This window comes from Phenylobacterium sp. (assembly GCF_041916435.1).
Lineage (GTDB): Bacteria > Pseudomonadota > Alphaproteobacteria > Caulobacterales > Caulobacteraceae > Phenylobacterium.
Map to the genome: position 1 here is coordinate 543,663 of NZ_JAYRZM010000001.1, position 25,940 is coordinate 569,602.

Annotated in this window: 33 protein-coding genes and 1 tRNA gene; 25 read left to right on the forward strand and 9 right to left on the reverse strand. The window is 69.4% G+C overall.

Features of this window, described 5'->3' with window-relative positions; genetic code table 11:
* Positions 1–102: 102 nt before the first annotated feature.
* Both ACE3TA_RS02680 and ACE3TA_RS02685 read right to left on the reverse strand, forming a co-directional pair.
* A complete protein-coding gene (locus tag ACE3TA_RS02680; RefSeq protein WP_374570183.1) occupies positions 103–870 on the reverse strand; it encodes an arginyltransferase in 768 nt (255 codons plus the stop codon).
* Positions 871–958: 88 nt separating this feature from the next.
* Positions 959–1,864: a flagellar motor protein MotB gene (locus ACE3TA_RS02685; RefSeq protein ID WP_374570185.1), complete on the reverse strand. Its 906-nt coding sequence runs from the start codon at positions 1,862–1,864 to the stop codon at positions 959–961.
* 119 nt (positions 1,865–1,983) lie between these two features.
* Here ACE3TA_RS02685 and ACE3TA_RS02690 point away from each other — a divergent pair, with 119 nt between their 5' ends.
* On the forward strand, positions 1,984–2,508 hold the full coding sequence (locus ACE3TA_RS02690; RefSeq protein WP_374570187.1) for a GNAT family N-acetyltransferase: 525 nt from the start codon (positions 1,984–1,986) through the stop codon (positions 2,506–2,508).
* Here ACE3TA_RS02690 and ACE3TA_RS02695 read toward each other — a convergent pair.
* The 3 genes from ACE3TA_RS02695 to ACE3TA_RS02705 are packed head-to-tail and all read right to left on the reverse strand — an operon-like array spanning position 2,489 to position 4,382.
* On the reverse strand, positions 2,489–2,893 hold the full coding sequence (locus tag ACE3TA_RS02695) for an NUDIX domain-containing protein (protein WP_374570189.1): 405 nt from the start codon (positions 2,891–2,893) through the stop codon (positions 2,489–2,491). The genes ACE3TA_RS02690 and ACE3TA_RS02695 overlap by 20 nt on opposite strands.
* Positions 2,890–3,906, reverse strand: a complete 1,017-nt coding sequence (hemB, locus tag ACE3TA_RS02700) for a porphobilinogen synthase (RefSeq protein WP_374570191.1) — start codon at positions 3,904–3,906, stop codon at positions 2,890–2,892. The genes ACE3TA_RS02695 and hemB overlap by 4 nt, the downstream gene beginning before the upstream one ends.
* Positions 3,903–4,382, reverse strand: a complete 480-nt coding sequence (locus ACE3TA_RS02705) for a hypothetical protein (protein ID WP_374570194.1) — start codon at positions 4,380–4,382, stop codon at positions 3,903–3,905. Before ACE3TA_RS02705 ends, hemB begins: the two co-directional genes overlap by 4 nt.
* A gap of 107 nt (positions 4,383–4,489) precedes the next feature.
* Here ACE3TA_RS02705 and ACE3TA_RS02710 point away from each other — a divergent pair, with 107 nt between their 5' ends.
* The 5 genes from ACE3TA_RS02710 to hemA all read left to right on the forward strand — a co-directional run bounded on the left by ACE3TA_RS02710 (position 4,490) and on the right by hemA (position 9,763).
* On the forward strand, positions 4,490–5,629 hold the full coding sequence (locus ACE3TA_RS02710; RefSeq protein ID WP_374570196.1) for an isobutyryl-CoA dehydrogenase: 1,140 nt from the start codon (positions 4,490–4,492) through the stop codon (positions 5,627–5,629).
* The gene (locus tag ACE3TA_RS02715; RefSeq protein ID WP_374570198.1) at positions 5,626–6,675 is read left to right on the forward strand and encodes an enoyl-CoA hydratase/isomerase family protein; all 1,050 of its coding nucleotides are present in this window, start codon (positions 5,626–5,628) and stop codon (positions 6,673–6,675) included. Before ACE3TA_RS02710 ends, ACE3TA_RS02715 begins: the two co-directional genes overlap by 4 nt.
* 54 nt (positions 6,676–6,729) lie before the next feature.
* Positions 6,730–7,488, forward strand: a complete 759-nt coding sequence (locus ACE3TA_RS02720; protein WP_374570200.1) for a class I SAM-dependent methyltransferase — start codon at positions 6,730–6,732, stop codon at positions 7,486–7,488.
* Between the two features lie 14 nt (positions 7,489–7,502).
* On the forward strand, positions 7,503–8,390 hold the full coding sequence (gene mmsB / locus ACE3TA_RS02725; RefSeq protein ID WP_374570202.1) for a 3-hydroxyisobutyrate dehydrogenase: 888 nt from the start codon (positions 7,503–7,505) through the stop codon (positions 8,388–8,390).
* 143 nt (positions 8,391–8,533) lie between these two features.
* On the forward strand, positions 8,534–9,763 hold the full coding sequence (gene hemA / locus ACE3TA_RS02730; protein WP_374570204.1) for a 5-aminolevulinate synthase: 1,230 nt from the start codon (positions 8,534–8,536) through the stop codon (positions 9,761–9,763).
* On the opposite strand, the gene ACE3TA_RS02735 is transcribed toward hemA, so the two are convergent.
* Positions 9,760–10,206: a MucR family transcriptional regulator gene (locus ACE3TA_RS02735; RefSeq protein WP_374570206.1), complete on the reverse strand. Its 447-nt coding sequence runs from the start codon at positions 10,204–10,206 to the stop codon at positions 9,760–9,762. The genes hemA and ACE3TA_RS02735 overlap by 4 nt on opposite strands.
* A 176-nt stretch (positions 10,207–10,382) precedes the next feature.
* Here ACE3TA_RS02735 and glyA point away from each other — a divergent pair, with 176 nt between their 5' ends.
* From glyA to ACE3TA_RS02780, 9 genes are all read left to right on the forward strand, one after another.
* A complete protein-coding gene (gene glyA / locus ACE3TA_RS02740; RefSeq protein ID WP_374570208.1) occupies positions 10,383–11,681 on the forward strand; it encodes a serine hydroxymethyltransferase in 1,299 nt (432 codons plus the stop codon).
* Positions 11,682–11,710: 29 nt separating this feature from the next.
* The gene (nrdR, locus tag ACE3TA_RS02745; protein WP_374570210.1) at positions 11,711–12,184 is read left to right on the forward strand and encodes a transcriptional regulator NrdR; all 474 of its coding nucleotides are present in this window, start codon (positions 11,711–11,713) and stop codon (positions 12,182–12,184) included.
* Entirely contained in the window at positions 12,174–12,836 is a 663-nt protein-coding gene (locus tag ACE3TA_RS02750; protein WP_374570212.1) for a RibD family protein, read from the forward strand. The genes nrdR and ACE3TA_RS02750 overlap by 11 nt, the downstream gene beginning before the upstream one ends.
* The gene (locus tag ACE3TA_RS02755) at positions 12,837–13,427 is read left to right on the forward strand and encodes a riboflavin synthase (protein WP_374570214.1); all 591 of its coding nucleotides are present in this window, start codon (positions 12,837–12,839) and stop codon (positions 13,425–13,427) included. It abuts the gene before it with no gap.
* A 36-nt stretch (positions 13,428–13,463) separates the two neighbouring features.
* Positions 13,464–13,928 (forward strand): 6,7-dimethyl-8-ribityllumazine synthase, encoded by a 465-nt coding sequence (gene ribH / locus ACE3TA_RS02760; RefSeq protein ID WP_374570216.1) that lies wholly within the window; start codon positions 13,464–13,466, stop codon positions 13,926–13,928.
* On the forward strand, positions 13,925–14,374 hold the full coding sequence (gene nusB / locus ACE3TA_RS02765) for a transcription antitermination factor NusB (RefSeq protein WP_374570218.1): 450 nt from the start codon (positions 13,925–13,927) through the stop codon (positions 14,372–14,374). The genes ribH and nusB overlap by 4 nt, the downstream gene beginning before the upstream one ends.
* Positions 14,361–15,320: a thiamine-phosphate kinase gene (gene thiL, locus ACE3TA_RS02770; protein WP_374570220.1), complete on the forward strand. Its 960-nt coding sequence runs from the start codon at positions 14,361–14,363 to the stop codon at positions 15,318–15,320. The genes nusB and thiL overlap by 14 nt, the downstream gene beginning before the upstream one ends.
* 41 nt (positions 15,321–15,361) lie before the next feature.
* A complete protein-coding gene (locus ACE3TA_RS02775; protein WP_374570223.1) occupies positions 15,362–15,799 on the forward strand; it encodes a hypothetical protein in 438 nt (145 codons plus the stop codon).
* Positions 15,800–15,980: 181 nt separating this feature from the next.
* On the forward strand, positions 15,981–18,110 hold the full coding sequence (locus tag ACE3TA_RS02780) for a sodium-translocating pyrophosphatase (protein WP_374570225.1): 2,130 nt from the start codon (positions 15,981–15,983) through the stop codon (positions 18,108–18,110).
* Between the two features lie 108 nt (positions 18,111–18,218).
* On the opposite strand, the gene ACE3TA_RS02785 is transcribed toward ACE3TA_RS02780, so the two are convergent.
* Positions 18,219–18,707, reverse strand: a complete 489-nt coding sequence (locus tag ACE3TA_RS02785) for an outer membrane protein assembly factor BamE (RefSeq protein ID WP_374570226.1) — start codon at positions 18,705–18,707, stop codon at positions 18,219–18,221.
* A gap of 145 nt (positions 18,708–18,852) precedes the next feature.
* On the opposite strand from ACE3TA_RS02785, the gene ACE3TA_RS02790 reads away from it, so the two are divergent.
* The 7 genes from ACE3TA_RS02790 (at position 18,853) to ACE3TA_RS02820 (ending at position 23,048) form a co-directional block, all read left to right on the forward strand.
* Positions 18,853–19,383 carry a ubiquinol-cytochrome C chaperone family protein gene (locus ACE3TA_RS02790; protein ID WP_374570227.1) on the forward strand — a complete coding sequence of 177 codons (531 nt, stop codon included), beginning with the start codon at positions 18,853–18,855 and terminating at the stop codon, positions 19,381–19,383.
* The gene (locus tag ACE3TA_RS02795; protein WP_374570228.1) at positions 19,380–19,910 is read left to right on the forward strand and encodes a DUF177 domain-containing protein; all 531 of its coding nucleotides are present in this window, start codon (positions 19,380–19,382) and stop codon (positions 19,908–19,910) included. Before ACE3TA_RS02790 ends, ACE3TA_RS02795 begins: the two co-directional genes overlap by 4 nt.
* 135 nt (positions 19,911–20,045) lie before the next feature.
* A complete protein-coding gene (gene plsX, locus ACE3TA_RS02800) occupies positions 20,046–21,089 on the forward strand; it encodes a phosphate acyltransferase PlsX (protein ID WP_374570229.1) in 1,044 nt (347 codons plus the stop codon).
* Positions 21,076–22,071: a beta-ketoacyl-ACP synthase III gene (locus ACE3TA_RS02805; RefSeq protein WP_374570230.1), complete on the forward strand. Its 996-nt coding sequence runs from the start codon at positions 21,076–21,078 to the stop codon at positions 22,069–22,071. The genes plsX and ACE3TA_RS02805 overlap by 14 nt, the downstream gene beginning before the upstream one ends.
* A 90-nt stretch (positions 22,072–22,161) precedes the next feature.
* Positions 22,162–22,470 (forward strand): integration host factor subunit alpha, encoded by a 309-nt coding sequence (locus tag ACE3TA_RS02810; protein WP_374570231.1) that lies wholly within the window; start codon positions 22,162–22,164, stop codon positions 22,468–22,470.
* Positions 22,471–22,473: 3 nt separating this feature from the next.
* Positions 22,474–22,893: a MerR family transcriptional regulator gene (locus ACE3TA_RS02815; RefSeq protein ID WP_374570232.1), complete on the forward strand. Its 420-nt coding sequence runs from the start codon at positions 22,474–22,476 to the stop codon at positions 22,891–22,893.
* A gap of 78 nt (positions 22,894–22,971) precedes the next feature.
* Positions 22,972–23,048: transfer RNA gene (locus ACE3TA_RS02820), tRNA-Pro, on the forward strand.
* A 9-nt stretch (positions 23,049–23,057) separates the two neighbouring features.
* On the opposite strand, the gene ACE3TA_RS02825 is transcribed toward ACE3TA_RS02820, so the two are convergent.
* Positions 23,058–23,255: a DUF2842 domain-containing protein gene (locus ACE3TA_RS02825; RefSeq protein WP_374570233.1), complete on the reverse strand. Its 198-nt coding sequence runs from the start codon at positions 23,253–23,255 to the stop codon at positions 23,058–23,060.
* 67 nt (positions 23,256–23,322) lie between these two features.
* Positions 23,323–23,571 (reverse strand): GlsB/YeaQ/YmgE family stress response membrane protein, encoded by a 249-nt coding sequence (locus ACE3TA_RS02830; RefSeq protein ID WP_374570234.1) that lies wholly within the window; start codon positions 23,569–23,571, stop codon positions 23,323–23,325.
* A gap of 143 nt (positions 23,572–23,714) precedes the next feature.
* Here ACE3TA_RS02830 and ACE3TA_RS02835 point away from each other — a divergent pair, with 143 nt between their 5' ends.
* From ACE3TA_RS02835 to rpsI, 3 genes are all read left to right on the forward strand, one after another.
* Positions 23,715–24,746, forward strand: a complete 1,032-nt coding sequence (locus ACE3TA_RS02835; protein ID WP_374570235.1) for a COX15/CtaA family protein — start codon at positions 23,715–23,717, stop codon at positions 24,744–24,746.
* A gap of 175 nt (positions 24,747–24,921) precedes the next feature.
* On the forward strand, positions 24,922–25,395 hold the full coding sequence (rplM, locus tag ACE3TA_RS02840; protein ID WP_374570237.1) for a 50S ribosomal protein L13: 474 nt from the start codon (positions 24,922–24,924) through the stop codon (positions 25,393–25,395).
* A gap of 3 nt (positions 25,396–25,398) precedes the next feature.
* Positions 25,399–25,869, forward strand: a complete 471-nt coding sequence (gene rpsI, locus ACE3TA_RS02845) for a 30S ribosomal protein S9 (RefSeq protein ID WP_374570239.1) — start codon at positions 25,399–25,401, stop codon at positions 25,867–25,869.
* Positions 25,870–25,940 lie beyond the last annotated feature (71 nt).

Genomic DNA, 25,940 nt, shown 5'->3' on the forward strand with positions numbered 1-25,940 from the left:
TGATTATTATATCAACCCGTCCGCCCGCGGTCGATGTACAGCTTCCACCCGCCTGGGGACGAGCGTGGCCGGCGCGTGTGGAAAGCGGGGAGACGGCGTCGTCTATTCGGCGGCGCGCGGCGGAATCCGGTCGCGGGCGGAATAGAGGCTCCAGCCCTCGGGCCGCAGCAGCTCCAGCGGCGAGAAGCGGATCTTGTAGTCCATCTTCTCGGAGCCGCGCACCCAATAGCCCAGGTAGACGTAGGGCATGGCGGTCAGGCAGGCCTGGACGATGTGGTCCAGGATCACGAAGGAGCCCAGGCTGCGCCGCGTCATCGCCGGATCGTAGAAGCTGTAGACCAGCGACAGGCCGTCGTGCATCAGGTCGACCAGGGCGCAGGCGATCAGGTCGCCGGGGCCGCCGTCCTCGGAGCGCTGGCGGTATTCGATGATGTGCGTGCGCACCGCCGTGTCCTCGACCATGGCCACGTAGTCGGGCCAGGTCATCTCGGCCATGCCGCCGTCGGCGTGGCGGGCGAGGAGATAGCGGCGCAGCAGGTCGAACTGCTCCATGGTCGCCTCGGCCTCGACCAGATGGCGCTCGACGTCCTCGTTGCGCGCCAGCACGCGCCGCTCGGAGCGGGAGAACACGTAGTCCTTCGCCGGGATGCGCGCGGAGATGCAGGCCTGGCAGGCCTCGCAGGCCGGGCGGTAGGCGATGTTCTGGGAGCGGCGGAAGCCCACCTGGGTCAGCGAGTCGTTCACCGAGGCGCCGTCCGACAGCGGCAGGTGCGCGAACACTTTGCGCTCATGCCGATCGGGCAGATACGGACACGGCGAGGGCGCGGTCAGGAAGAACCGGAGCTGTCGCGTCGGGAAGTGTTGCGTCACGGACCTGCGATCGCCCTCAAACCAATACGCCCTAGCCTAATTAGGCGTCATGAGCTCAGCTTGCGCAAGCGCTGTAACGCCACAGGCGTCATAGGCCGTGATCCGGTGGAAGAACGGGCGCCTCGCGCAACAGAACGATGGCGATGCGTCGATTGCCGGGCAGGGTCGGGTCGTCGGGATAGAGCGGCTCGGAGTTGGCCTTGCCGGAGACCTGGTAGATGCGGTCCGGATCGACGCCGGCGGCCTGCAGCACCCGGCGCGAGCTGTCGGCCCGCGCGGCCGAGAGCGGCCAGTCGCCGTCGGCGCGCGCCCCGTTCTGGTCGGTGGAGGTGTGGCCGGAGATGCTGATGCGGTTCGGCAACTGGTTGATCACCTTGGCCACGGCCCGCAGCAGCAGGCGCGCGCGCTGGTTCGGCTGGGCCGAGCCCTCGTCGAACATCGAGCGGCCTTCCTGGTCGACGAGCTGGATGCGCAGCCCCTCGGGGGTCTGGTCGATCAGGATGTTCTTCGACAGCTCCGCCAGCTCGGGCATGTCCTGCATGGCCTGGCGCAGCGACTGGGCGGCCGACTCGAAGGCGGCCTGCTCGCGCTTCTGCAGCGCCTCGCGCAGGGCGTCGGTGCTGGTGTTGTTGAGCGCCGAGGTGGAGGCGTCCTGGGTCTTGCCCTCGCTGGGGTCGGTCACTTCGGGCTGCATCTCCTCGATCACGGACATGGAGCCGGCGGCCTTGGCGCCGTCCTGGCCCAGCGCCGTGCCGCCCAGGATGCCGCCGGAGCCGGAGGTGGTTTCCGAGACGCTGGCCGGGGCGAAATAGTCGGCGATGCCGCGCTTCTGTTCCGGGCTGGTGGTGTTGATCAGCCACATCAGCAGGAAGAAGGCCATCATGGCGGTCACGAAGTCGGCGTAGGCGACCTTCCAGGCGCCGCCATGGTGGCCGTGGCCGCCGCCCTTCTTCACCTTCTTGATGACGATTGGGGCTTCGCTGCTGAGCGCCATGGGTGACTCGGTGTTAAGCGTGTTTCGAGCCGCAAGGTGCGCGCGGCTCGTTAAGATGCGGTTGCGGACAAGGCGGCGGAGGACGGCGTGGATTCGATGAACGAAGGGGCGGGGCGGCCGTGAGCGAGGTGCGTCCGATCCGCCTGCCGCAGGACGCCGACGCCGTCGAGGCGCTGGACGCCAGCGTCGAGACCGACGCGATCCTGGCCGCGATCCCCGGAGAGACGGGTTTCGAGTTCCTGATCATGGGCGATCGGGCGACCAAGCGCTTCGACCTGGAGGGCCTGTTCCTGCGCGATGAGCCGTGGGACAGCGCCTGGGTGGCCATCGAGGACGACGCGATCTGCGGCTTCGCCGCCACCGGCTTCGAGCCCGACAACCGGCGCCTGACGATCGAGCACTTCTACGTGGACGCCCATTCGCGCCGCAAGGGCGTCGGCTGGGAGCTGATGCAGGCGGTCCAGGCCGAGGCCGCGCGCCGCGGCGCCCTGCACATCTGGCTGATGACCGGCAACCGCAACCTGCCGGGCATCGAGGCGATGAAGGCCATGGGGTTCCAGATCACGGGCCTGGACCTGACCGTCTACGACGGCACCGACCAGGAGGGCGAGTTCGCCGTCTTCCTCAGCCGGATGATGGACTGACCGCGATCAGCGCCGGCAGGATCTGCGTCTCAAGCAGCGGCGCCAGCGCCACGGGGTAGGGCGGGGCGAGCGCGATCCAGCGCATCTCGGTGATCTCGGCCGCCGGCGCCGGCGCGCCGGTCGTCAGGGCGTGATGAACGTGGCCGATCACCCGGCGTCCCGGCTCGTTGGCGGCGTCGGCCTCGAACACGCCGAACGAGCGGGCCTGGACCAGCGCCAGCCCGAGTTCCTCGGAAAGCTCGCGCGCCAGGGTGTCGGCGGCCGCTTCGCCGGCTTCGGCCTTGCCGCCGGGCAGCATGAACCGCTCGGTCCCGCGCTTTCGCACCACCAGCAGGCGGCCCTGGTCGTCGCGGATCAGCGCCGTGACGACCTCGACGGGCGTCAAGCGCCCAGCATCCGCGCCGCGCGCGGGGCGAAATAGGTGATCACGCCGGCCGCGCCGGCTCGCTTGAAGGCCGACAGGCTCTCCAGGATCGAGCGTTCCTCATCCAGCCAGCCGTTGCGGGCGGCGGCCATGATCATGGCGTACTCGCCCGACACCTGGAACGCGAAGGTGGGCATGGAGAAGGTCTCGACCACGCGCCGCACGATGTCGAGATAGGGCATGCCCGGCTTGACCATCACCATGTCGGCGCCCTCGGCGATGTCGAGGGCCACCTCGCGCAGGGCCTCCTCGGTGTTGGCCGGGTCCATCTGGTAGGTCTTCTTGTCGCCCGGATTCTCGACGGAGCCGGTGCCCAGCTTGCCCGAGCCGATCGCGTCCCGGTACGGCCCGTAGAAGGCCGAGGCGTACTTGGCCGCATAGGACATGATCATCACGTCCTGCAGGCCCGCGCCCTCCAGCTCGCGCCTGAGGATCCCGCAGCGGCCGTCCATCATGTCGGACGGCGCCAGGATGTCGGCGCCGGCTTGGGCCTGCATCAGCCCCTGGGCCACCAGCCGCTCGATCGTCGCCTCGTTCAGCACCTTGCCGTTCTCGAGCACGCCGTCGTGGCCGTGATCGGTGAAGGGGTCCAGCGCCACGTCGCACATGATCCCGACCTCGGGGGCGGCGTCCTTCATCGCCTTGACCGCCTGGGCGATCAGGCCGTCCGGATCGGCCGCGGCCGTGCCCAAGGCGTCCTTCCTGGCGCCGTCGATGTGCGGGAAGATGGCGATGGCCGGAATGCCCAGGTCACGGGCCTCCACCGCCGCCTTGGCGGCCTCGGCCACCGACAGCCGCTCGATGCCCGGCATCGAGGCCACCGGCACGCGGCCCTCGCCCTCGTGCACCACCATCGACCAGATCAGGTCGGCGGGCGTCAGCACGGTTTCGCGCACGAGGCGGCGGATCCAGTCCGCCTGGCGCAGACGGCGCATGCGCAGGGCGGGGTAAGCGGCGAGGGGGGGCAGGCTCATGGCTGGCCGTGGTGGCCGATCCCCCGCTCCGATGCAAGCCTGATGAAGCCGAAGGCCGGCGCGGCGATCAGCCAGACCGCGCACAGGAAGGTGAGCACCAGCGAGGCCACCACCAGACCGACGATCGCGCCGTCGATCGTCAGTTGCGACAGGTCGATCCGGATCTCGCCCAGAGTGTCCCAGCCGTTGGCCTGGGTGTACTGGAAGAGTTCGGCGACGCCGCTGACCAGGGCGGCCAGGAAGCAGATCCCGGCCGCCAGCGTCAGGGCGAAGGCCACCCAGAAGATGCGGATCTGGAAGTCGTGGTGGCTGCGCAGCTTCGGATCGCACTCGTCGCGCTGGGCGTAGGCGATGATCACGGCGATCAGGGCCGGCACGCCGGCGAAGAAGATCGCGGCGAACAGCAGCCCGTAGTTGACCAGGGCCAGGTTCCTCGCCGTTTCATTGGCGCGTCCGACGCTCGAGTCAGAGGTCATCGCCCCCTCCGCACGGCCCATCCAGGTTGACATGGTGCTTCAGCGCGGACAGTTCCTCAAGCCGCAACGGCGAGTCCGGGAGAAGACGCGCCAACAGCGGGAAACCCATGGACTTCAGCCTGACAGACGACCAACGCGCGATCGAGGACGCCGCCCGGGCCTTCGCCGCCGCCGAGCTGGCGCCGCATTCGGCGCGCTGGGACGAGGAGAAGATCTTTCCGGTCGACGTCCTGCGCCAGGCCGCCGAGCTCGGCTTCGCCGGCATCTACGTGGGCGAGGACGTGGGCGGCTCGGCGCTGGGGCGGCTGGACGCGGCGATCATCTTCGAGGCCTTGTCCTACGGCGACGTGGCCGTGGCCGCCTTCCTGTCGATCCACAACATGGCCTCGTGGATGATCGACCGGTTCGGCTCGGCCGACCTGCGCGCCCGCTACCTGCCGAAACTGACGGCGATGGAGCTGATCGCCAGCTACTGCCTGACCGAGCCCGGCTCGGGGTCGGACGCGGCGGCCCTGCGCACCACGGCGCGGCTGGACGGCGACTCCTATGTGGTCAACGGCTCCAAGGCCTTCATCTCCGGCGCGGGAACCTCCGACGTCTATGTCGTGATGGTGCGCACCGGCGGGGAGGGAGCCAAGGGCGTCTCCACCCTGGTGATCGACAAGGACCTGCCCGGCGTCTCCTTCGGCGCCCAGGAGCGCAAGATGGGCTGGAACGCCCAGCCGACCGCCCAGGTCAACTTCGACAACGTCCGCGTGCCGGTCGCCAACCGCATCGGCGAGGAAGGCGAGGGCTTCCGCTTCGCCATGATGGGACTGGACGGCGGGCGGCTGAACATCGCCGCCTGCTCGCTGGGGGGGGCGGCCTTCGCCCTGGAGACGGCCAGGGCCTACCTGACCGAGCGCAAGCAGTTCGGCCGGCCGCTGGCCGATTTCCAGGCCCTGCAGTTCAAGATCGCCGACATGGCCACCGAGCTGGAGGCCGCGCGCCTGATGGTGCGGCGGGGCGCGGACGCCCTGGACCGGCGCGATCCGGCGGCGACCAAGCTGTGCGCCATGGCCAAGCGCTTCGCCACCGACGCCGGCTTCGAGGTGGCCAATCAGGCCCTGCAGCTCCACGGCGGCTACGGCTATCTGAAGGACTATCCGCTGGAGCGCGTCGTGCGCGACCTTCGCGTCCACCAGATCCTGGAGGGAACCAACGAGATCATGCGCGTCATCATCGCCCGGGAGATGTTCCGTCAATGAGCGAGGCTGAAGTCCTCACCCGCGTCGAGGGCCGCGTCGGGCGCATCACGCTGAACCGCCCAAAGGCGCTGCATGCGTTGAACACGGCCATGTGCCGCCAGATGACCGAGGCGCTGCTGGCCTGGCGGTCCGACCCGGCCGTGGAGCTGGTTCTGCTCGACCACTCGGGCGAGCGCGGCTTCTGCGCCGGCGGCGACATCCGCATGCTGGCCGAGAGCGGCGCGGGCGACGGCCGGCAGGCGCGCGAGTTCTTCTTCGTCGAGTACCGGCTGAACCACCTGTTGTTCGAATATCCCAAGCCGGTGGTGGCGATCATGGACGGGATCACCATGGGCGGCGGCGTGGGGCTGTCCATGCCCGCCCGCTACCGGGTGGCGACCGAGCGCACGGTCTTCGCCATGCCGGAGACGGGCATCGGCCTCTTCCCCGACGTCGGCGGCGGCTGGTTCCTGCCCAGGATGCCGGGCCATGCGGGCCTGTGGCTGGCGCTCACGGGCGCGCGGATCAGGGCGGCCGACTGCGAGCTCCTGGGCGTGGCCACCGACTTCGTCGACAGCGGGCGGGTCGAGGCGCTGAAGGCCGCGATCGTCGCCGATCCGGGCGCGATCGAGACCCTGCTCACCGAGTACGAGGGCGACGCCGGCCGGCCGGCCTTCGCCGAGCACCAGGACCAGGTCGATCACCTGTTCGGCGGCGAAAGCGTCGAGGCGATCCTGGCGGCGCTGAAGGCCGACGGGTCCGACTGGTCCAAGGTCCAGCTCGACGTTCTCGCGACGAAGTCGCCGCAGACGATGAAGGTCGCCTTCCGCCAGCTCAAGCTCGGCGGCCAGGCCAAGACCTTCGCGGAGAACATGCGCATGGAGTACCGCATCGGCGCCCGGGTCGTTCAGCTTCCGGATTTCCTCGAAGGTGTCAGGGCTGTCATTGTCGACAAGGACAACAGTCCTAAATGGAATCCGCCGACCGTGTCCGGGGTCGGCGAGGCGATGCTCGACGCGATCTTCGCGCCTTTGCCTGCGGCCGAGGAGTGGTCGCCTCTGGATTAGCGGATGCGTAGAGCGGGGCGCTGCGGCGCCCGATCTGATCCTGGGAGGAACTCCATGACCAAACGCCTGATGCTCGCGGCCGTCGCCGCCCTGGCCCTGACCGCCGGCGCCGCCGTCTCCGCGCCGGCCGCTGCGGCGGACGAGGTGATCGCCAAGGCCGTCGCCGATCCAGCCCGTCCGGAGGCCGACGTCGCCCGCGACGCCGAGCGCAAGCCCGCCGAGATGATGGCCTTCGCCGAGGTCCATCCGGGCGAGGTGGTGGCCGACTTCCTGCCCGGCGGGGGCTACTTCACCCGCATCTTCTCCAAGGCGGTGGGCGCCGACGGCAAGGTGTTCGCCGTGATCAGCGAGGCCCAGGCCAACGGCGACAAGCCGCCGGCGGTCGCCGGCATCGCCGCCGATCCGGCCTATGGCAACGTGCAGGTGGTCGCCGCCCAGTTCGAGAGCCTGAGCCTGCCGCAGAAGGCCGACCTGATCTGGACCTCGCAGAACTACCACGACCTGCATCTGAGCCGGCTGCATCTGGACGTCGCCAAGGTGAACAAGGCGGTCTTCGATTCGCTGAAGCCGGGCGGCCTCTACGTGGTGCTCGACCACGCCGCCGCGCCGGGCAGCCCGATCACCAGCGCCGACGAGCTGCACCGCATCGATCCGGCCATCGTCAAGAGGGAGGTCGAGGCCGCCGGCTTCGTCTTCGTCGGCGAGGACGACGCCCTGCGCAACCCGGCCGACGAGCACACTCTGAAGGTGTTCGACCCGGTGATCCGCGGCCACACCGATCAGTTCATCTACAAGTTCAAGAAGCCGGAATAACTAGGGAGTTCCCAATGAAGATCGCCTTCATCGGCCTGGGCAACATGGGCGGCGGCATGGCCGCCAACCAGGCCAAGGCCGGCCGCGCGGTGGCCGCGTTCGACCTGTCGTCGGCGGCCCTGGAGAAGGCGAAGGCGGCCGGTTGCGCGCCGGCCGCCTCGGTGGCCGAGGCGGTGGCCGGGGCGGACGCGGTGATCACCATGCTTCCGGCCGGCCCGCACGTGCGCTCGGTCTACGGCGAGCAGGTGCTGGCGCATGCGCCCAAGAGCGCGCTGCTGATCGATTGCTCGACCATCGACGTGGAGAGCGCCCGCGCCGTGGCGGCCCAGGCCAAAGGCGCCGGCTTCCGCTTCGCCGACGCGCCGGTCTCCGGCGGCACGGCGGCGGCCGAGGCCGGGACCCTGGCCTTCATGGTCGGCTGCGACGAGCCCGACTTCGCCGAGGTCGAGGCGGTGATCAAGCCGATGTCGCGGGTGGTGTTCCGCGCCGGCGACCACGGAGCAGGGCAGGCGGCGAAGATCTGCAACAACATGCTGCTCGGCATTTCGATGATCGGGACGTGCGAGGCCATCGCGCTCGCCGAGAAGCTGGGCCTGGACCCGGCGCGGTTCTTCGACATCGCCGCCCAGTCGTCCGGCCAGTGCTGGAGCCTGACCAGCTATTGCCCCTGGCCGGGCCCGGTGCCCGCCGCCCCATCCAACCGCGACTACGCCGGGGGATTCGCCACGGCGATGATGTTGAAGGACCTGAAGCTGGCGCAGGAGGCCGCCGCCAAGTCGGGCGCCGCCGCGCCGATGGGCGCCCAGGCCGAGGGGCTCTATGCGCTGTTCGATCGTCTCGGCGGGGGCTCCAAGGACTTTTCCGCGATTCTGCAAATGCTTCGCGGCAACGCGCCGACCTAGCCGAACACCGTCGGCGGGCCCATTTTCTATTGATGCAGATCAAGCGCCCGCGACGCGCCGTCTTGTAGACAAGCCGGCATGGCGGTGCGAAAAGCCGTCACAAGGAAAAGGGGCCCGGCGCGCGCGACCGGAGTTTTTGTTCGATGGATTACAAGGCCGCCTTCCGTGACGCGCTGGACAAGGTCCGCGCTGAAGGACGTTACCGCGTTTTCGCCGATCTGAAGCGTCACCGAGGCGAGTTCCCCCGCGCCACCTGGACCCAGGCCGACGGCTCCCAGAGCGAGGTCGTGGTGTGGTGCTCCAACGACTACCTCGGCCAGGGGCAGAACCCGGTCGTGCTCGACGCCATGCACCAGGCCATCGAGGAAGCCGGCGCCGGTTCGGGCGGCACGCGCAACATCTCCGGCACCACCCGCTATCACGTCGAGCTGGAGCGCGAGCTCGCCGACCTGCATGGCAAGGACGCGGCGCTCCTGTTCACCTCCGGCTACGTCTCCAACGAGGCGTCGCTGTCGACCCTCTACAAGATCCTGCCGGGCCTGATCATCTTCTCCGACGAGTTGAACCACAACTCGATGATCTCCGGCATCCGGGCCGGCGGGCGCGAGCAGCGCCGCGTGTTCCGGCACAACGACCTGGAGCATCTGGAAAGCCTGCTGGCCGCCGCGCCGGCCGACGCGCCCAAGCTGATCGCCTTCGAGAGCGTCTATTCCATGGACGGCGACATCGCCGACATGAAGGGCACGGTGGCGCTGGCCAAGAAGTACGGCGCCATGACCTACCTCGACGAGGTGCACGCCGTCGGCATGTACGGCCCCCGCGGCGCGGGCGTGGCCGAGCGCGACGGGGTGATGGACCAGATCGACATCATCGAAGGCACGCTGGGCAAGGCGTTCGGCGTGATGGGCGGCTACATCGCCGCCGATCCGGTGATCGTCGACGCCATCCGCAGCTACGCCGACGGCTTCATCTTCACCACCTCGCTGCCGCCGGCCCTGGCCGCCGGGGCGGTGGCCTCGATTCGGTGGCTGAAGGAACACAACGAGGTGCGCGTCGCCCACCAGGCCCGCGCCGCGGCGCTGAAGGCGCGGCTGGCCCAGGCCGGCCTGCCGGTGATGCCCTCGGTCAGCCACATCGTGCCGGTGCTCGTGGGCGATCCCGTCCACTGCAAGATGATCTCGGACATCCTGCTCACCGACTACGGGATCTACGTCCAGCCGATCAACTATCCCACCGTGCCGCGCGGCACCGAGCGGCTGCGCTTCACGCCGTCGCCGGCGCACGACGACCGGATGATGGACGATCTGGCCGACGCGCTCGAGCGCCTGTGGGCGCACTGCAACATCAAGCGCGTGGGCGGCTACGCGGCCTAGCTGCGGCGGCGCACGCCCCGGCCCAGGCCGATCTTCTTGGCGAAATCGGAGCGGCGCGCCGCGTAGGCCGGCGCGACCATCGGATAGTCGGGCGCCAGGTTCCAGCGCCGGCGGTATTCCTCCGGGCTCATGTCATAGCGCGAGCGAAGGTAGCGCTTGAGCATCTTCAGGCGCTTCCCGTCCTCCAGGCAGACGATGTAGTCGTGCTGCACCGACTTGCTGATCGGCACGGCGGGGCGGGGGCGTTCTTCCGGCGTGGGGCTGGAGGCGGCGGCGGTCAGGCCCGAGAGCGCCTGATTCACCGAGCGGATCAGGTCCGGCACCGCTTCGGGCGCGACCGCGTTGCGGCTGACGAAGGCGGCCACGATCTCCGAGACCAAGCGGAGTTGATCCGCGCCAGAGGGCCCCTCGGCTTCGGCCTCCACACTCATCTGGTCCCCCATTGTCACTCCAGGGTTCGACTGCCTACGCGCGGGTCGACGGCGCCGCCATGCCGCCCAGCCACAACGTCGGCCACGTCCGATCGTTCCCGTGTTCAGTCGGCGGATTGGATCGCGGCCCGGTTGGGGGTAAAGAGCGCGCCTCAACGCGTTCCATGAATTCGCCTGAAAGGCCCGCCGTGACCGTCCATGCCCCCGCCGCGCCCTCGCTCGACGCCTTCTTCTCCGCCAACGTGGCCGAGACGGATCCGGCCCTGGCCGACGTGCTCGGTCGTGAACTGGCGCGTCAGCAGGACCAGATCGAACTGATCGCCTCCGAGAACATCGTCTCCCGCGCCGTGCTGGAGGCGCAGGGCTCGGTGCTCACCAACAAGTACGCCGAGGGCTATCCGGGCAGGCGCTACTACGGCGGCTGCGAGGTGGTCGACGTGGCCGAGAGCCTGGCCATCGAGCGCGCCAAGCAGCTCTTCGGCTGCGAGTTCGCCAATGTGCAGCCGCACTCCGGCAGCCAGGCCAACCAGGCGGTCTTCATGGCCACCATGCAGCCCGGCGACACCTTCATGGGCATGAACCTGGCCGCCGGCGGCCACCTGACCCACGGCATGGCGCTGAACCAGTCGGGCAAGTGGTTCCGGCCCGTGGCCTATACCGTGCGCACCCAGGATCACCTGATCGACTACGATCAAGCCGCCGAAATCGCGCTCGCCGAAAAGCCCAAGGTGATCATCGCCGGCGGCTCGGCTTACAGCCGTCACATCGACTTCGCCCGCTTCCGCGAGATCGCCGACAGCGTCGACGCCATCCTGATGGCCGACGTGGCGCACTACGCGGGCCTGATCGTGGCCGGCGCCTATCCCAATCCGTTCCCCCACGCCCACGTGGTCACCACCACCACCCACAAGACCCTGCGCGGGCCGCGCGGCGGGATGATCCTGACCAACGACAAGAAGCTGGCCAAGAAGATCGACTCGGCCGTCTTCCCCGGCCTGCAGGGCGGGCCGCTGATGCACGTGATCGCCGCCAAGGCGGTGGCCTTCGGCGAGGCCCTGCGGCCGGAGTTCAAGGTCTACGCGCGCCAGGTCAAGGAGAACGCCCAGGTCCTGGCCGAGGCGCTGGCCGCCGGCGGGCTGAAGATCGTTTCCGGCGGGACCGACAGCCACCTGATGCTGGTGGACCTGACGCCCAAGGAGGTGACCGGCGCGGCGGCCGAGGAAGCCCTGGAGCGGGCCCACATCACCTGCAACAAGAACGGCATCCCCTTCGACCCGCTTCCGCCCATGCAGACCTCGGGCCTGCGCCTGGGCACTCCGGCCGGCACGACCCGCGGCTTCGGGACCGCCGAGTTCAAGCGGATCGGCGAGATGATCGCCGAGGTGGTCGACGGCCTGGCCCAGGGCGGTGACAATTCCGCCGTCGAGGCCAAGGTGCGCGAGGAGGTGTTGGCGCTCACCAAGCGCTTCCCCATCTACAGCAGATAGTAGATGGTAGGCCGTAAGGGGGCTACATCATGCGCTGCCCATTCTGCGGCCACGCCGAAAGCCAGGTGAAGGACAGCCGCCCGTCCGAGGACGGGGCGGCGATCCGTCGTCGTCGTCTGTGCCCCGAATGCGGGGGGCGCTTCACCACCTTCGAGCGGGTGCAGCTTCGCGAGCTGACCATCGTCAAGCGCTCCGGGCGCCGCGCTCCGTTCGACCGCGAGAAGCTGCAGCGTTCGGTGGCCGTGGCCATCCGCAAGCGCGCCATCGAGCCGGAGCGGGTTGAGCGGATGATCTCCTCCATCGTGCGCCAGCTCGAAAGCATGGGCGAGACCGAGCTGCCGTCCTCCGTGGTCGGCGAGATGGTGATGAAGCAGCTCAAGGCCCTCGATGACGTGGCCTATGTCCGCTACGCCTCGGTCTATCGCGACTTCAAGGAAACCAGCGACTTCGCCCGCTTCCTCGGCGAGGAGGGCCTCAGCGAGGGCGCGGAGGATGACGACTGACGCGCCGGCGAGCCGGGCCGCGCACGTCACTCTCAAGCTCGCCACTTCCCTTGACGGCCGCATCGCCACCGCATCCGGCGAAAGCCGGTGGATCACCGGGCCGCAGGCGCGCGAGGCGGTGCATCGGCTGCGCGCCGAGCACGACGCGGTGGTGATCGGCGTGGAGACCGCGCTCGCCGACGATCCCGAACTGACGGTCAGGCTCGAGGGCTACGCCGGCCCGCATCCGGCCCGCGTGGTGCTCGACAGCCGCCAGCGCCTGCCGGCGCACAGCAAGCTGGCCGCCACGGCCAGGGTCACGCCCACCTATGTGGTCAGCTCGGCGCCGCCCCAGCCCGGCCTGGTGGAGAAGGGCGTCCGGGTGCTTGAGGTCCGGCGCATGGACAACCTGGACGCCGTGGTCGCCGCGCTGGCCGAGCAGGGGCAGAAGCGCCTTTTCGTCGAGGGCGGCGGGCGGGTCGCGGCGAGTTTCCTGCGCGCGGGCCTGGTCGAGCGGCTGGAATGGTTCCGCGCGCCGATGGTCATCGGCGGCGAAGGGCGGGCGGCGGTCGCCGATCTCGCCCTGGCGGCCCTGGCCGCCGCGCCCAGGTTCCGCAGGCTTGACGTCCGCAGCGTCGGCGACGACCTGTGGGAACGGTACGAAAGGATCTGAATGTTCACAGGCATCGTCACAGACGTGGGGCGCGTGCGCGCCGTGCGCGACACCAACCGCGACCGCCGTTTCGAGATCGAGACGAGCTTCGATGTCTCCACCATCGACATGGGCGCCTCGATCGCCCACGCTGGCTGCTGCCTGACCGTGGTGGAGAAGGGCGAGGGCTGGTTCGCGGTCGAGGTCTCCGGCGAGACCCTGTCCAAGACCACGCTGGGCGACTGGGACGAGGGGCGGGCGGTGAACCTGGAGCGCTCGGCCCGGGTGGGCGACGAGCTGGGCGGCCACATCGTCTCCGGCCACGTGGACGGGGTGGGCGAGGTGCTGTCGATCGACAGCGAGGGCGGCTCGCACCGCGTGCGCATCCGCGTTCCGCGGCCGCTGCACCGCTACATCGCGCCCAAGGGCTCCATCGCCGTGGAGGGCGTCTCGCTCACGGTCAACGAGGTGGACGACGACGTCTTCGGGGTGAACCTGATCCCGCACACCTGGGAGGTGACCACGCTCGGGGGGCTGAAGCCCGGTTCGCGCGTGAACCTGGAGATCGACATGTTGGCGCGCTATCTCGCCCGCTGGCGAGAAACGGCCTAAAGCGGTGCGGCGATCCGCGCCGGAAGGGACCTGCCGATGCTAGAAGACAAGATCCGCATCCTGATCGTGGAGGCGCGGTTCTATTCGGACCTGGCCGACGAGCTCTTGGCCGGCGCCGCCGAGGCGATCGAGGCCTTCGACGCCGAGTACGACGTGATCAGCGTGCCCGGCGCGCTGGAGATTCCGGCGGCGATCGCCTTCGCCGACGAGGGCGGCCATCGCCCGGCCGGCAAGTTCTATGACGGCTATGTCGCTCTGGGCACGGTGATCCGCGGCGAGACCTATCACTTCGAGGTGGTCTCCAACGAATCCGCCCGCGGGCTGATGGATCTGGCCGTCGCCAGGCGCCTGGCCCTGGGCAACGGCGTGCTGACCGTCGACGACGAAGAGCAGGCCTGGGCCCGCGCCCGGCGCAGCGAGGGCGACAAGGGCGGCGGCGCCGCGCGCGCGGCCCTCGACATGGTGGTGCTGAAGCGCCGCCTGCTGGGCGGCGCGCGATGAGCGTCAAGTCCGCCCGCAGCGTCGCCCGTCTCGCGGCCGTCCAGGCCCTCTACCAGATGGAGGTCTCCAGCGCCGGGGTCGAGGCGGTGATCCGCGAGTTCTCCGAGCATCGCTTCGACCGGGCGCTGGAGGACGAAGGCGATACTCTGGCGACGGCGGACGAGGCGTTCTTCGCCGAGCTGGTGCGCGGCGTGGTGAGCAGCCAGCGCGAAGTCGACGCCGCCGTGGTCAAGCGCCTGGCCAGCGGCTGGCGGCTGGAGCGGCTGGACGCCACGGTTCGGGCGATCCTGCGCGCCGGCGCCTACGAGCTCACCCACCGGGCGGACGTGCCGACCGAGGTGGTGATCAACGAGTACGTCGAACTGGCGAAGTCCTTCTTCGAGGGCCCCGAGCCCGGCTTCGTCAACGCGGCCCTGGACGGCGTGGCCCAGGATGTCCGGGCCTGATCAGCCGCCCGACGAGTTCGGCCAGATCGCGCGGTTGTTCCGCCCGCTCGCCCGCGGCGCGCCGGAGGCCCTGGACCTGTTGGACGACGCGGCGGTCATCCCGCAGCGGCCCGGCTTCGATCTCGTCGTCACCAAGGACGCGGTGGTCGAGGGCGTGCACTTCCCGAAGGGCGAGCGGCCGGAGCTGATCGCGCGCAAGCTGCTGCGGGTGAACCTGTCCGACCTGGCGGCCAAGGCCGCCGAGCCCTGGGGCTATTTCCTGGCCGTGAGCTGGCCGCCCGCCGCCGGCTGGCCGGCGCGCCAGGCGTTCGCCTCGGGGCTGGCGACGGACGGCGAAGCCTATGGCCTGACCCTGCTGGGCGGCGACACGACGTCCACGCCCGGTCCGCTCACGGCGTCGGTCACCATGCTGGGCTGGGTTCCGGCCGGCGCCATGGTGCGGCGCTCCGGCGCGCGGCCCGGCGACAAGCTGATGGTGTCCGGGCCGATCGGCGACGGCTGGCTGGGGCTGCGGGCCGCGCTTGGCGAGCTGGATGACCCGGACGGCTATCTGGCCGGCCGCTATCGCCTGCCCGAGCCGAGGGTGGACCTGCGCCAGGCGCTGCTGGACCACGCCAGCGCCGCGGCCGACGTCTCCGACGGCCTGATCGCCGACGCGGGCCACATCGCCGAGGCCAGCGGTGTGGGGCTGCGCATGGACCTGGACCTCGCGCCGTTGTCGGACGCGGCCCGCGCCTGGCTGGACCGCCAGCCCGACCGCGCCGCCGCGCGCCTGCGGCTCGCCAGCGGCGGCGACGACTACCAGGTGGTTTGCACCGCGCCTGCGGCCGACGCCCACGCCTTGGGCCTGACGGTGATCGGCGAGGTCACCGCCGAACCGGGCCTGGCCGTCGTGGCCGGTGGCGAGCGGATCGACCCCGGCCCGGGCGGATGGCGCCACGCCTGAGGCGCAAGTTTGCGGCAACCATATTCAGGCAGGATCTGCGCATGAACCGTCGCGCCCTGATCCTCGCCGCCGCCTTCGCCCTCAGCGGTTCGGCGGCCCTGGCCTCCGGCAAGCCCAAAGAAAAGCCGGCGCCCGTCGGCCAGTACGTGGAGCTGCTGCCGGTCGCCCTGCCGATCGTCGTCAGCGGCGTCGTGATCAACTACATCTTCGTCTACGTGCGCATCGACTTCGCCTCCAAGGCGGACGCGACCAAGCTGCGCGCGAAGGAGCCCTATTTCCGCGACGCGCTGGTGCGGGCGGCGCACCGAACGCCCTTCAATTCGGCCAAGACCTACGTCGGCATAGACGAGGCCAAGCTGAAGGCCGCCATGATGCGGGACGGCGCGGCGATCGCCGGGCAGGGGATGATCAAGGACGTGGTCGTGCTCTCCCAGTCGCCCAAGCGCACCACGGGCCTGCCCAAGCCGCCCGGCGCATAAGCATCCCCCAAGACGCTCGACATCGCGGCCCGTTGCGCCGGGCTGGCGTATTTGGCAAGGTCGCGCGTCAAATTAGGGGGGCGCTATTCCGGCGTCCCGTTGGGGAAACACGAGCCGGAACGCCGCCGCGTAATTAGAGCGGCTCCGGCTCGATGCGCAGTCGCAAAGGGGCGCTTACAACATGGGTCTTTCCACGCTTACGCTGGTGATTATCGCCGGCCTGCTGGCGGTGGTGTACGGCATCGTACAGTCCGCCTCGCTCCTGCGGGCGTCCGCAGGCAACGAGCGGATGCAGGAGATCGCAGCCGCCATCCAGGAAGGCGCGCAGGCCTACCTGAACAAGCAATACACGACCATCGCCGCCGTCGGCGTCGTGATCCTGGTCGCGGTCTTCTTCCTGATAGGCGCCCACGCGGCGATCGGCTTCGCGATCGGCGCCACCCTGTCGGGCCTGGCGGGCTTCGCCGGGATGCTGATCTCGGTGCGGGCCAACGTGCGCACCGCCCAGGCCGCTTCCGAGGGCCTAGCCAAGGGGCTGTCGCTGGCGTTCCGCTCCGGCGCGGTCACCGGGATGCTGGTCGCCGGCTTCGCGCTGCTTGGCGTGGCCGGCTACTACGCGATCCTCACCGGCCCCCTGGGGCTTGAGAACACCAGCCGCGAGGTGGTGGACTCCATGGTGGCCCTCGGCTTCGGCGCCTCGCTGATCTCCATCTTCGCCCGTCTGGGCGGCGGCATCTTCACCAAGGGCGCCGACGTGGGCGGCGACATGGTGGGCAAGGTCGAGGCCGGCATTCCCGAGGACGATCCGCGCAACGCCGCCACCATCGCCGACAACGTGGGCGACAACGTCGGCGACTGCGCCGGCATGGCCGCCGACCTGTTCGAGACCTACGCGGTGACCACGGTCGCCACCATGGTGCTGGCCGCGATCTTCTTCCGCGGCTCGGACGTGGTTGGGACCATGATGCTGCTGCCGCTGGCGATCTGCGGGATCTGCATCCTGACCTCCATCGTCGGCACCTTCTTCGTGCGCCTGGGCAAGTCCAACAACATCATGGGTGCGCTCTACCAGGGCCTGATCGTCACCGGCGTGCTGTCGGTGGGCGGCATCTGGTGGGTGACCAAGACGCTGGTCGCGGCGCCGGTCACGGTCAACGACCACACCTTCGACGCCACGAGCCTGTTCTACTGCGGCGTCGCGGGCCTGATCGTCACCGCCCTGATCGTGGTGATCACCGAGTACTACACCGGCACCGGCTTCCGCCCGGTGAAGTCGGTGGCCAAGGCCTCGGTCTCCGGTCACGGCACCAACGTGATCCAGGGCCTGGCCATGTCGCTGGAATCCACCGCGCTGCCGGCGCTGGTGATCATCGCCGGCATCATCGTCACCTACAGCCTGGCGGGCCTCTTCGGCATCGCCATCGCCGTCACCTCCATGCTGTCCCTGGCCGGCGTGATCGTGGCGCTGGACGCCTTCGGCCCGGTCACCGACAACGCCGGCGGCATCGCCGAGATGGCCGGTCTTCCCCCGGAAGTCCGGGTCTCCACCGACGCCCTGGACGCGGTGGGCAACACCACCAAGGCCGTGACCAAGGGCTACGCCATCGGCTCGGCCGGCCTGGGCGCCCTGGTGCTCTTCGCCGCCTACACCGAGGACCTGAAGTTCTTCTCGGCCAACGCCGCGCCGGGCTCGTTCTTCGACGGCCTGGGCACGGTGGCCTTCGACCTGTCCAACCCGTACGTGGTGGTGGGCCTTTTGTTCGGCGGCCTTCTGCCGTTCCTGTTCGGCGGCCTGTCGATGACCGCCGTGGGCCGCGCCGCTGAAGCGGTGGTCGCCGAGGTGCGCCGCCAGTTCAAGGAAAACCCCGGCATCATGACCGGCGAGGTCAAGCCCGAGTACGGCCGGGCGGTGAGCATCCTCACCGGCGCGGCTATCCGCGAGATGATCGTGCCGAGCCTGCTGCCGGTGGCCTCGCCCGTGGTGCTGTTCTTCGTGATCAACGCCATCGCCGGCAAGGTGAACGCCTTCGCCTCCCTCGGCGCCATGCTGATGGGCGTGATCGTCACGGGCCTGTTCGTCGCCATCTCGATGACCTCGGGCGGCGGCGCCTGGGACAACGCCAAGAAGCTGATCGAGGAAGGCAACTACGGCGGCAAGGGCTCCGAGGCCCACAAGGCCGCGGTCACCGGCGACACCGTCGGCGACCCCTACAAGGACACCGCCGGCCCGGCGGTGAACCCGATGATCAAGATCACCAACATCGTGGCGCTGCTGCTGCTGGCGGTGCTGGCCCACGGGGCGGTCGCCTAGGCCGCCGCGCCCGTCGCGGAAACGCGAACGCCCCGGAGAGCGATCTCCGGGGCGTTTTTCTTTGCGAAGCCGGCCGGCGCCGCGGCGCCGGACGAAAGGCCGGTCGGCCTAGCGGTTGTCGCCGGGGCGGTTGCCGGGCAGCGTCTCGTCGTCGTCGCGCGGCAGCAGGCCGCCGCGGCCGACGTTGCCGAGGATCTGCTCCAGGATCGTCATCTCGCGGCCGCGGGTCGGCGTCTCGCGGTTGTTGAAGGCCACCACCTTGCCGTCCTTCAGGCCCAGCACGTCGACGTGCGTCACCTGCTCGGTCTCCTTGTCGAAGGTGATGGCCGTCACCTGCCGGTCGGACACCTGCGGGCGGTGGAACGCGATGCGCTCCTTCACCTGGGTGATGTAGAACCAGACGTTCGGGTCGAAGGTCGAGGTGGTCGAGGGCGAGCCCAGGCGGGCGCGCACGCTGGACTTGGTGTCGGCGCCCACCTTCACGTCGGTGGGGCTGGCCTCAATCGCCTGGAAGCCGGAATAGCTGGTGATCGGGGCGCACGCGCTGACGGCGAGAAGGCTCGCGGTCAGGGCGGCGTAGGCGGCGCGACGAAGCATGGATGTTCCGAACCGGTTCGAACTAGCAGGCTTTGACCTATCGCCCGCCGGCCCTTAGTTCAATGGCGAGCGTTGACGCGGGCGCTGGGCCAAGTGGGCCTGCCGCTTGCGTCTAGCCGCGTTGCTGGGCGAAATCGAGGCCGAGATGATACTGGATCGACTGTTCCGCCCGCGGGGGCCCCAGGCCGCCGCCAAGCGCCTTTACGCCGCCGTGGTCGCCCAGGCGCGCACGCCCGGCCTCTATGTCGAGCTGGGCGCGCCCGACACGGTGGAGGGGCGATTCGAGCTCTACACCCTGCACGTCATGCTGCTGCTGGATCGCCTGCGCGGGCAGGGGCAGGCCGCGGCCGAGGCCTCCCAGGCCCTGTTCGACGCCTATGTCCAGGCGCTGGACGACGCCCTGCGCGAGATGGGCGTGGGCGACCTGTCGGTGGGCAAGAAGATGCGCAAGCTCGGCGAAGCCTTCTACGGCCGGGCCAAGTCCTATGAGGCCGCCTTCGCCGAGTTGCCGCAGACCGCGGCGCTGATCGCGCTCCTGGAGCGCACGGTCTATGCGGAGGCCGACATGGCCCAGGCGCCGCGGCTGGCCGACTATGTGCTCGCCCAGCGCGCCGGCCTCGCCGACCAGGAGTTGGGGCGGGTGATGTCCGGCGAGGTCGCGTGGGCGGTGCTGTGACCGATCTGCCGTGGGGCCGGCCGGTGGCCCTGCGCGAGCTGGCGCGCGGTCCGCTGCGCCTTCGCCTGGAGCCGGACGCCGCGACCCGCGCGTCCATCGCCCGGGAGCTGAGGCTGGAAAGCCTGCCCGCCTTGGTCGCCGAGGTGGAGGTTCGCCCCTGGCTTGACGGCGCGGAGATCGCCGGGCGGTTCGACGGGCGCGTGGAGCAGATCTGCGGCGTCAGCCTGGAGCCCTTCGAGCAGCCGATTTCCGGGACCTTCGACGTCAAGGCGCTGCCGCCGGGCAGCCCCAACGCTGTCGAGGAGGCCGAGCCGGGCGGCGAACTGACCCTGGACCTGGACGCCCCGGATCCGCCGGACCGCCTGGAGGGCGAGGAGCTCGACGTCACCGGCTATGTGCTTGAACATCTGGCCCTTGAGATCGATCCGTTCCCGAGAAAACCGGGCGCGACCTTCGACTATTCGCCGCCGCCGGACGAGGAATCGCCGTTCGCGGTGCTCAAGCAGTTGAAGAACAAGGAGGACTGACCCGCAGGTCGCAAGGCGGGCCGCTCTCGCGGCTGTGCTTTGCATTGCCGGAGGTGGACTGTATCGTCCGCGACTCTGACGGCGGAGGTCTTGAGTTTGGGGGGCTTATTGAGCGACGCCGCGAACAGATCCCTGGTGATTTCCGTTGATGCGATGGGCGGCGACCACGGCCCGCCCGTGGTGATCCCCGCCCTGGCGCTGGCCGCCAAGCGCGCGCCCGACGGCGTTCGCTTCCTGGCGCACGGCGACGAAGCCAGGCTCGCGCCGGAGATCGCGCGCCGGCCCGAACTGAAGGGCCGCGTGGAGATCCGCCACACCGACACCATCGTGGCGATGGACGAGAAGCCCGCTCAGGCCCTGCGCCGCTCCAAGGGCACCAGCATGTGGAACGCCGTGGAGTGCGTGAAGACCGGCGAGGCCGACGCGGCCGTTTCGGCCGGCAACACCGGCGCGCTGATGGCCATCTCCAAGCTGCAGCTTCGCATGAGCGTGGACATCGAGCGCCCGCCGCTGGTGGCCTCCTGGCCCACCGCCAACGGCGGCGTCTCCACCGTGCTGGATGTGGGCGCCAACGTCGATTGCGACGCCGAGCGGCTGGTGGAGTTCGCCATCCTGGGCGAGGCCTTCCACCGGGCGGCCCATGGGGTGGCCCGGCCGACGGTGGGGCTGCTCAACGTCGGCTCCGAGGACATGAAGGGCCACGAGGAAGTGCGCCAGGCCCACCGCATCCTGCGCGAGGGCCGCTTCGACATCGCCTACCACGGCTTCGTCGAGGGCGACGACCTGACCAAGGGCGTGGTCGACGTGGTGGTCACCGACGGCTTCACCGGCAACGTCGCGCTGAAGACCGCCGAGGGCGTGGCCCGTTTCATCACCGGCGAGCTGCGCGCGGCGCTTACGTCCTCGCCCCTGGCCACGCTCGGGGCGCTGCTGGCCCGCGGCGCATTGCGCGCGTTCCGGGCGAAGATGAACCCCGATCCGGCCGCGCCGCTTTTGGGCCTCAATGGCGTGGTGGTGAAGAGCCACGGCGGCGCGACCGATCAGGATTTCGCCGCCGCGATCCGCGTGGCCTGCACCCTGGCGAGAAGCGACTACGCAGCCGAGATCGAACGCAATATGAGGAAGCTGGTCGCCGCGGTGGGCGAGTCGTGTCCGCCGGCCGCCGATGGAGCCGGATGAATTGAGCCAAATCTTGCGTAGCGTCATCACCGGGGTGGGCGGCCACCTCCCGGCGAACGTGGTCACCAACGATGATCTGGCCAAGATCGTCGACACCAGCGACGAGTGGATCGTCGAGCGCACGGGCATCCGCAAGCGCTACAAGGCCGCCGACGACGAGCCGGTGTCCGACCTCGCCGTGGCCGCGGCGGAGAAGGCGCTGACGGCCGCCGGCCGCACCGCGGCCGACATCGACCTGATCATCGTCGCCACCACCACGGCCGACCTGACCTTCCCGGCCACCGCCGCGATCGTCCAGCGCAAGCTCGGCGCGCCGGTGGGCGTGGCCTTCGACGTGCAGGCGGTGTGCTCGGGCTTCGTCTATGCGCTGTCGGTGGCCGACGGCTTCGTCGCCCGCGGCCGGTCCAAGTGCGCCCTGGTGATCGGCGCGGAGACCATGACCCGGCTGATGGACTGGACCGACCGGGGCACCTGCGTGCTGTTCGGCGACGGCGCCGGCGCGGTGGTGCTGGAGCCCATGGAGGGGCAGGGCACGACCGCCGATCGCGGCCTTCTGGGCTTCGCCCTGCGCGCGGACGGGACCAAGCAGGACCTGCTCTACGTGGACGGCGGGGTCTCCACCAACGGCCGGATCGGCCACCTGCGGATGCAGGGCAACCAGGTGTTCCGCCACGCCGTGGTCAACATCTCCGAGGCCGTGCGGGCCGCCGCCGAGGACGCCGGCGTGGAGGTGGTCAGCGTGGACTGGTTCATCCCGCACCAGGCCAACCAGCGGATCCTGGAAGGCGTCGCGCGGCGGCTGGGAATCGACGAATCGAAGGTCATCTCGACGGTGGCCGAACACGCCAACACCTCGGCGGCCTCGATACCGCTGGCGCTGGCGCAGGGAATTTCCGACGGTCGTGTCAAACCAGGACAACTTCTGCTGTTGGAGGCGATGGGCGGCGGGCTCACCTGGGGCGCATGCGTGCTCCGGCTTTGAGCTGTCGCCGAAATTCGACGCAGAAGGTTTTGACCTGACGCGATAATCGCGTCATGACGGTTTGCCGACAAAATCCGGGGCAGGGGGATGATGAAAGGCGCTACCGTGACACGGGCTGACCTATGTGAGGCGGTCCACGAGGAAGTTGGTCTGACACGCCAGGATTGTGCAGAGCTGGTGGAGCGGACTTTGGAATTGATGGCCATGGCGTTGGAGAACGGCGAGCAGGTGAAGCTGTCCGGGTTCGGCGTCTTCCAGGTGCGCGCCAAGCGCGCGCGCATGGGCCGCAATCCGAAGACCGGCGAACCGGCGGCCATCGAGCCGAGGCGTGTGATCGGCTTTAGGGCTTCTCAGGTGATGAAGGCGCGCGTCGACGACGCGTTGTCCAAGGAGGACTAGGCCGTGGCGAAGGGCCCGGACGCCTTTCGCACGATCTCGGAAGCGGCCGACGAACTGGACGTGCCGCAGCACGTGCTGCGCTTCTGGGAGACCAAGTTCTCTTTCATCCGGCCGATGAAGCGCGCCGGCGGGCGGCGATTCTACCGCCCGCAGGACATCGCCGTGCTGCGCGGCGTGCGCCGGCTGCTGCACGACGAAGGCTACACCATCAAAGGCGTGCAGAAGCTGCACCGCGAGCATGGCCTGCGCCGGCTGGTCGCCGCGGGGGCCGTGGCTGCGTCCGCCGGCGATGCGGCCTCTGCCGAGCTGGTCGAGGTCACCGCCGCCGAGCTGGACGACGTCGGCCTGCGCCGGCTCGCCCTGGCGCTTCGCGACCTGGAGGCCGCCAAGCACCGGCTGGACGGGGCGCTGAACGGCCGCTGATCGGGCCGCCGCCGTCGCCCGGCTTTTTGCGATTGCCCCTCCTGAGGGCGCCGCCTATAAGGCGCGCCTTGCCGATGTCGGAGCGTAGCGCAGCCTGGTAGCGCACTTGACTGGGGGTCAAGGGGTCGTGGGTTCGAATCCCGCCGCTCCGACCATCGGCGGGCTCAGCGTCCCCGGTTCATCCACTTCACGAGCGGGATCATCGGGACGAACCAGCAGGTCCCCACCAGCACGAAATAGACGAGCTTCAGCACCGGCTGCTCGGGAACCTTGTCGGCCAGGGTGATCGCGGCCGCCACGTAGAAGAACAGGAACGCCAGGATCGCGACCATGCCGATCAGCTTGCGGACGCGCGCGCTCAAGTTCCTGCTCCACACCAGCCCCCGAAAGCGGGGGAAGGGGGCTCTATAGGCGCTTGGCCCGCGCGCGTCACCGTCGCTTGAGCGCGCCCAGGATCACCAGAAGCAGGATCGCCCCGAGGGTGGAGACCACCAGGCTGCCGACGAAGCCGGCGAAGTGGATGCCCGCCAGTCCGGCGACGAAGCCGCCCAGCAAAGCGCCCAAGAGACCCACGCCCAGATTCGTCCAAAGGCCGTGGTTGCGTTTCATCACCTTCTCGGCGATCCACCCGGCCAACAGGCCGATGATGATCGCGCCCAGGATTCCGACTCCGCTCATCGTGATTGCTCCTCCTCTCACGATCTTGATGGGGAATGCGGCCAAGCTTGGTTGGTTCCTGGGCGCGGCGCATGGACGCGAGGGCCGTATTGAGCTAGCCCGACGCCCAACTTAGGCCCTGAAAACGCGCAAATGCGGGCGTTATGACTTCATTCCTACGTTCCGACCGGTCACGTCCGGTCGCGATCTGGCTGTTCGCCGTCGCCGTCCTGGTGCTGGCCATGGTGATGGTGGGCGGCGCGACGCGGCTCACCGACTCCGGCCTGTCGATCACCCAGTGGAAGCCGGTGACCGGCGTCGTGCCGCCGATGTCGCAGGCCGACTGGACCGCCGAGTTCGTCCGCTACAAGCAGATTCCGCAGTACAAGCTCCTGAACCCGGACATGAGCCTGGCCCAGTTCAAGACCATCTACTGGTGGGAGTGGTCGCACCGGCTGCTCGGCCGGCTGGTCGGCCTGGTCTTCGCCGTTCCGTTCGTCTTCTTCCTGATCCGCGGCGAGATTCCGAGGCGGCTGATCCTGCGCTGCGTGGGCCTGTTCGCGCTCGGCGGGCTGCAGGGCCTGGTCGGCTGGTGGATGGTGGCCAGCGGGCTGGAGCATCGGGTCTCGGTGGCGCCGGAGCGTCTGATGACCCATCTGGGCCTGGCCTTCATCCTGCTGGCGGCCCTGGTCTGGACCGGCCTCGACGCCTGGTCGGGCCAGGCGCGGCAGACCCTGCCGAGCCCGTGGACGCGCCGCTCGGCCGCCTTCATCGGCCTCATCTATCTGCAGATCCTGCTGGGCGCGCTGGTGGCCGGCAATCACGCAGGCCTGGTCTATCGGGACTGGCCGCTGATGAACGGCGCCATTTTCCCGCGCGACTACCTGGGCGACGGCCTTTGGCAGACCATCGCGCACAGCCAGGCGGCCGTGCAACTGCACCACCGTGTGACGGCGTATCTGCTGACGGCGGCGGCGATCGCCCTGATCGTCGGCGCCAGGCGCTCGCGCTACCTGGCGCCGGAGGTGAAGGGCCTGGCGACGGTGGCCGGTTCGGCCGTGCTGTTCCAGGCGGCCTTGGGGATCATCACCTTGATGACCGGCGTGCCGCTGTGGCTCGGCATGCTGCACCAGGCGACCGCGGCGATCGTTCTGAGCCTGGCGGTGGCCTTCGCCTGGCGGGTGCGGCGGGTCTGACGAGGTTGGTGCGGTATTATAGTACCGCGCTCGCCAATCCCTTATCCCGTAAGGGTTTCCGCCGGGGTGCGCGCAAATCCTGTTGACAGGGCCGCGCGCGCGCCGTAACAGCCGCGCCTCACGCCGGATCGCGGGAATTCGCCCGTTCTCCGCTCAAGTTTACGGACCCGTTCCCATGATGAAGACCACGGCTTCGCTGAAGCCCGCCGAGGTCGAGAAGAAGTGGATCGTGATCGATGCGCAGGACGCCGTTGTCGGCCGTCTGGCTTCGTTCATCGCCATGCGTCTTCGCGGCAAGCACCGGCCCGACTACACCCCGCACGTGGACTGCGGCGACTACGTCGTCGTCGTCAACGCCGACAAGGTGAAGTTCACCGGCAAGAAGCTGCAGGACAAGACCTACTACTGGCACACCGGCTATCCGGGCGGCATCAAGGAACGCACCGCGGACAAGATCCTCGGCGGCAAGTTCCCCGAGCGCATCCTGGAAAAGGCCGTCGAACGCATGCTGCCCAAGGAAAGCCCCTTGGCCCGCAAGCAGATGACGCACCTGCGCATCTACGCCAGCGCCGAGCACCCGCACGAAGCGCAGAACCCCGAAGTCATCGCGTTCGCCGACCTGAACGCCAAGAACGTGCGGAGCCTCTAAGGCATGTCTGAAGCTCAAGGTTTCGAGGCCCTGCAAAGCCTCTCCTCGGCCCCGGAAGCCGCTCCGGCCGAGCCCAAGATCGACAAGTACGGCCGCGCCTACGCCACCGGCAAGCGCAAGAACGCCGTGGCCCGCGTGTGGATCAAGCCCGGCAAGGGCCAGATCACCATCAACGGCCGCGACCAGGAGGTCTACTTCGCTCGCCCGGTGCTGCGCATGATGATCGCCCAGCCCCTGCAGGTGACCGACCGCCTCGGCCAGTTCGACGTGATCGTCTCGGTGGAAGGCTCGGGCCTCTCCGGCCAGGCCGGCGCCATCCGTCACGGCCTGTCCAAGGCCCTGACCTACTACGAGCCGGGCCTGCGCCCGGTGCTGAAGCCGCACGGCTTCCTGACCCGCGACAGCCGCGTCGTGGAGCGGAAGAAGTACGGCAAGGCCAAGGCCCGACGCAGCTTCCAGTTCTCGAAGCGCTAGGATCGCGCGCGAAACATCGCGTGTTTGCGAAGGGCGCTTCGAGAGATCGAGGCGCCCTTTTTCCATGTCCG

Coding starts and splice junctions, on each gene's coding strand:
- ACE3TA_RS02685 (WP_374570185.1), bottom strand. CDS start 1,864: ATGGCGCTCAGCAGCGAAGCCCCAATCGTCATCAAGAAGGTGAAGAAG.
- hemB (WP_374570191.1), bottom strand. CDS start 3,906: ATGAGCCTGCCCCCCCTCGCCGCTTACCCCGCCCTGCGCATGCGCCGT.
- ACE3TA_RS02705 (WP_374570194.1), bottom strand. CDS start 4,382: ATGACCTCTGACTCGAGCGTCGGACGCGCCAATGAAACGGCGAGGAAC.
- ACE3TA_RS02710 (WP_374570196.1), top strand. CDS start 4,490: ATGGACTTCAGCCTGACAGACGACCAACGCGCGATCGAGGACGCCGCC.
- ACE3TA_RS02715 (WP_374570198.1), top strand. CDS start 5,626: ATGAGCGAGGCTGAAGTCCTCACCCGCGTCGAGGGCCGCGTCGGGCGC.
- ACE3TA_RS02720 (WP_374570200.1), top strand. CDS start 6,730: ATGACCAAACGCCTGATGCTCGCGGCCGTCGCCGCCCTGGCCCTGACC.
- mmsB (WP_374570202.1), top strand. CDS start 7,503: ATGAAGATCGCCTTCATCGGCCTGGGCAACATGGGCGGCGGCATGGCC.
- hemA (WP_374570204.1), top strand. CDS start 8,534: ATGGATTACAAGGCCGCCTTCCGTGACGCGCTGGACAAGGTCCGCGCT.
- ACE3TA_RS02735 (WP_374570206.1), bottom strand. CDS start 10,206: ATGGGGGACCAGATGAGTGTGGAGGCCGAAGCCGAGGGGCCCTCTGGC.
- nrdR (WP_374570210.1), top strand. CDS start 11,711: ATGCGCTGCCCATTCTGCGGCCACGCCGAAAGCCAGGTGAAGGACAGC.
- ACE3TA_RS02750 (WP_374570212.1), top strand. CDS start 12,174: ATGACGACTGACGCGCCGGCGAGCCGGGCCGCGCACGTCACTCTCAAG.
- ACE3TA_RS02755 (WP_374570214.1), top strand. CDS start 12,837: ATGTTCACAGGCATCGTCACAGACGTGGGGCGCGTGCGCGCCGTGCGC.
- ribH (WP_374570216.1), top strand. CDS start 13,464: ATGCTAGAAGACAAGATCCGCATCCTGATCGTGGAGGCGCGGTTCTAT.
- nusB (WP_374570218.1), top strand. CDS start 13,925: ATGAGCGTCAAGTCCGCCCGCAGCGTCGCCCGTCTCGCGGCCGTCCAG.
- thiL (WP_374570220.1), top strand. CDS start 14,361: ATGTCCGGGCCTGATCAGCCGCCCGACGAGTTCGGCCAGATCGCGCGG.
- ACE3TA_RS02775 (WP_374570223.1), top strand. CDS start 15,362: ATGAACCGTCGCGCCCTGATCCTCGCCGCCGCCTTCGCCCTCAGCGGT.
- ACE3TA_RS02780 (WP_374570225.1), top strand. CDS start 15,981: ATGGGTCTTTCCACGCTTACGCTGGTGATTATCGCCGGCCTGCTGGCG.
- ACE3TA_RS02785 (WP_374570226.1), bottom strand. CDS start 18,707: ATGCTTCGTCGCGCCGCCTACGCCGCCCTGACCGCGAGCCTTCTCGCC.
- ACE3TA_RS02790 (WP_374570227.1), top strand. CDS start 18,853: ATGATACTGGATCGACTGTTCCGCCCGCGGGGGCCCCAGGCCGCCGCC.
- ACE3TA_RS02805 (WP_374570230.1), top strand. CDS start 21,076: ATGGAGCCGGATGAATTGAGCCAAATCTTGCGTAGCGTCATCACCGGG.
- ACE3TA_RS02810 (WP_374570231.1), top strand. CDS start 22,162: ATGAAAGGCGCTACCGTGACACGGGCTGACCTATGTGAGGCGGTCCAC.
- ACE3TA_RS02830 (WP_374570234.1), bottom strand. CDS start 23,571: ATGAGCGGAGTCGGAATCCTGGGCGCGATCATCATCGGCCTGTTGGCC.
- ACE3TA_RS02835 (WP_374570235.1), top strand. CDS start 23,715: ATGACTTCATTCCTACGTTCCGACCGGTCACGTCCGGTCGCGATCTGG.
- rplM (WP_374570237.1), top strand. CDS start 24,922: ATGATGAAGACCACGGCTTCGCTGAAGCCCGCCGAGGTCGAGAAGAAG.
- rpsI (WP_374570239.1), top strand. CDS start 25,399: ATGTCTGAAGCTCAAGGTTTCGAGGCCCTGCAAAGCCTCTCCTCGGCC.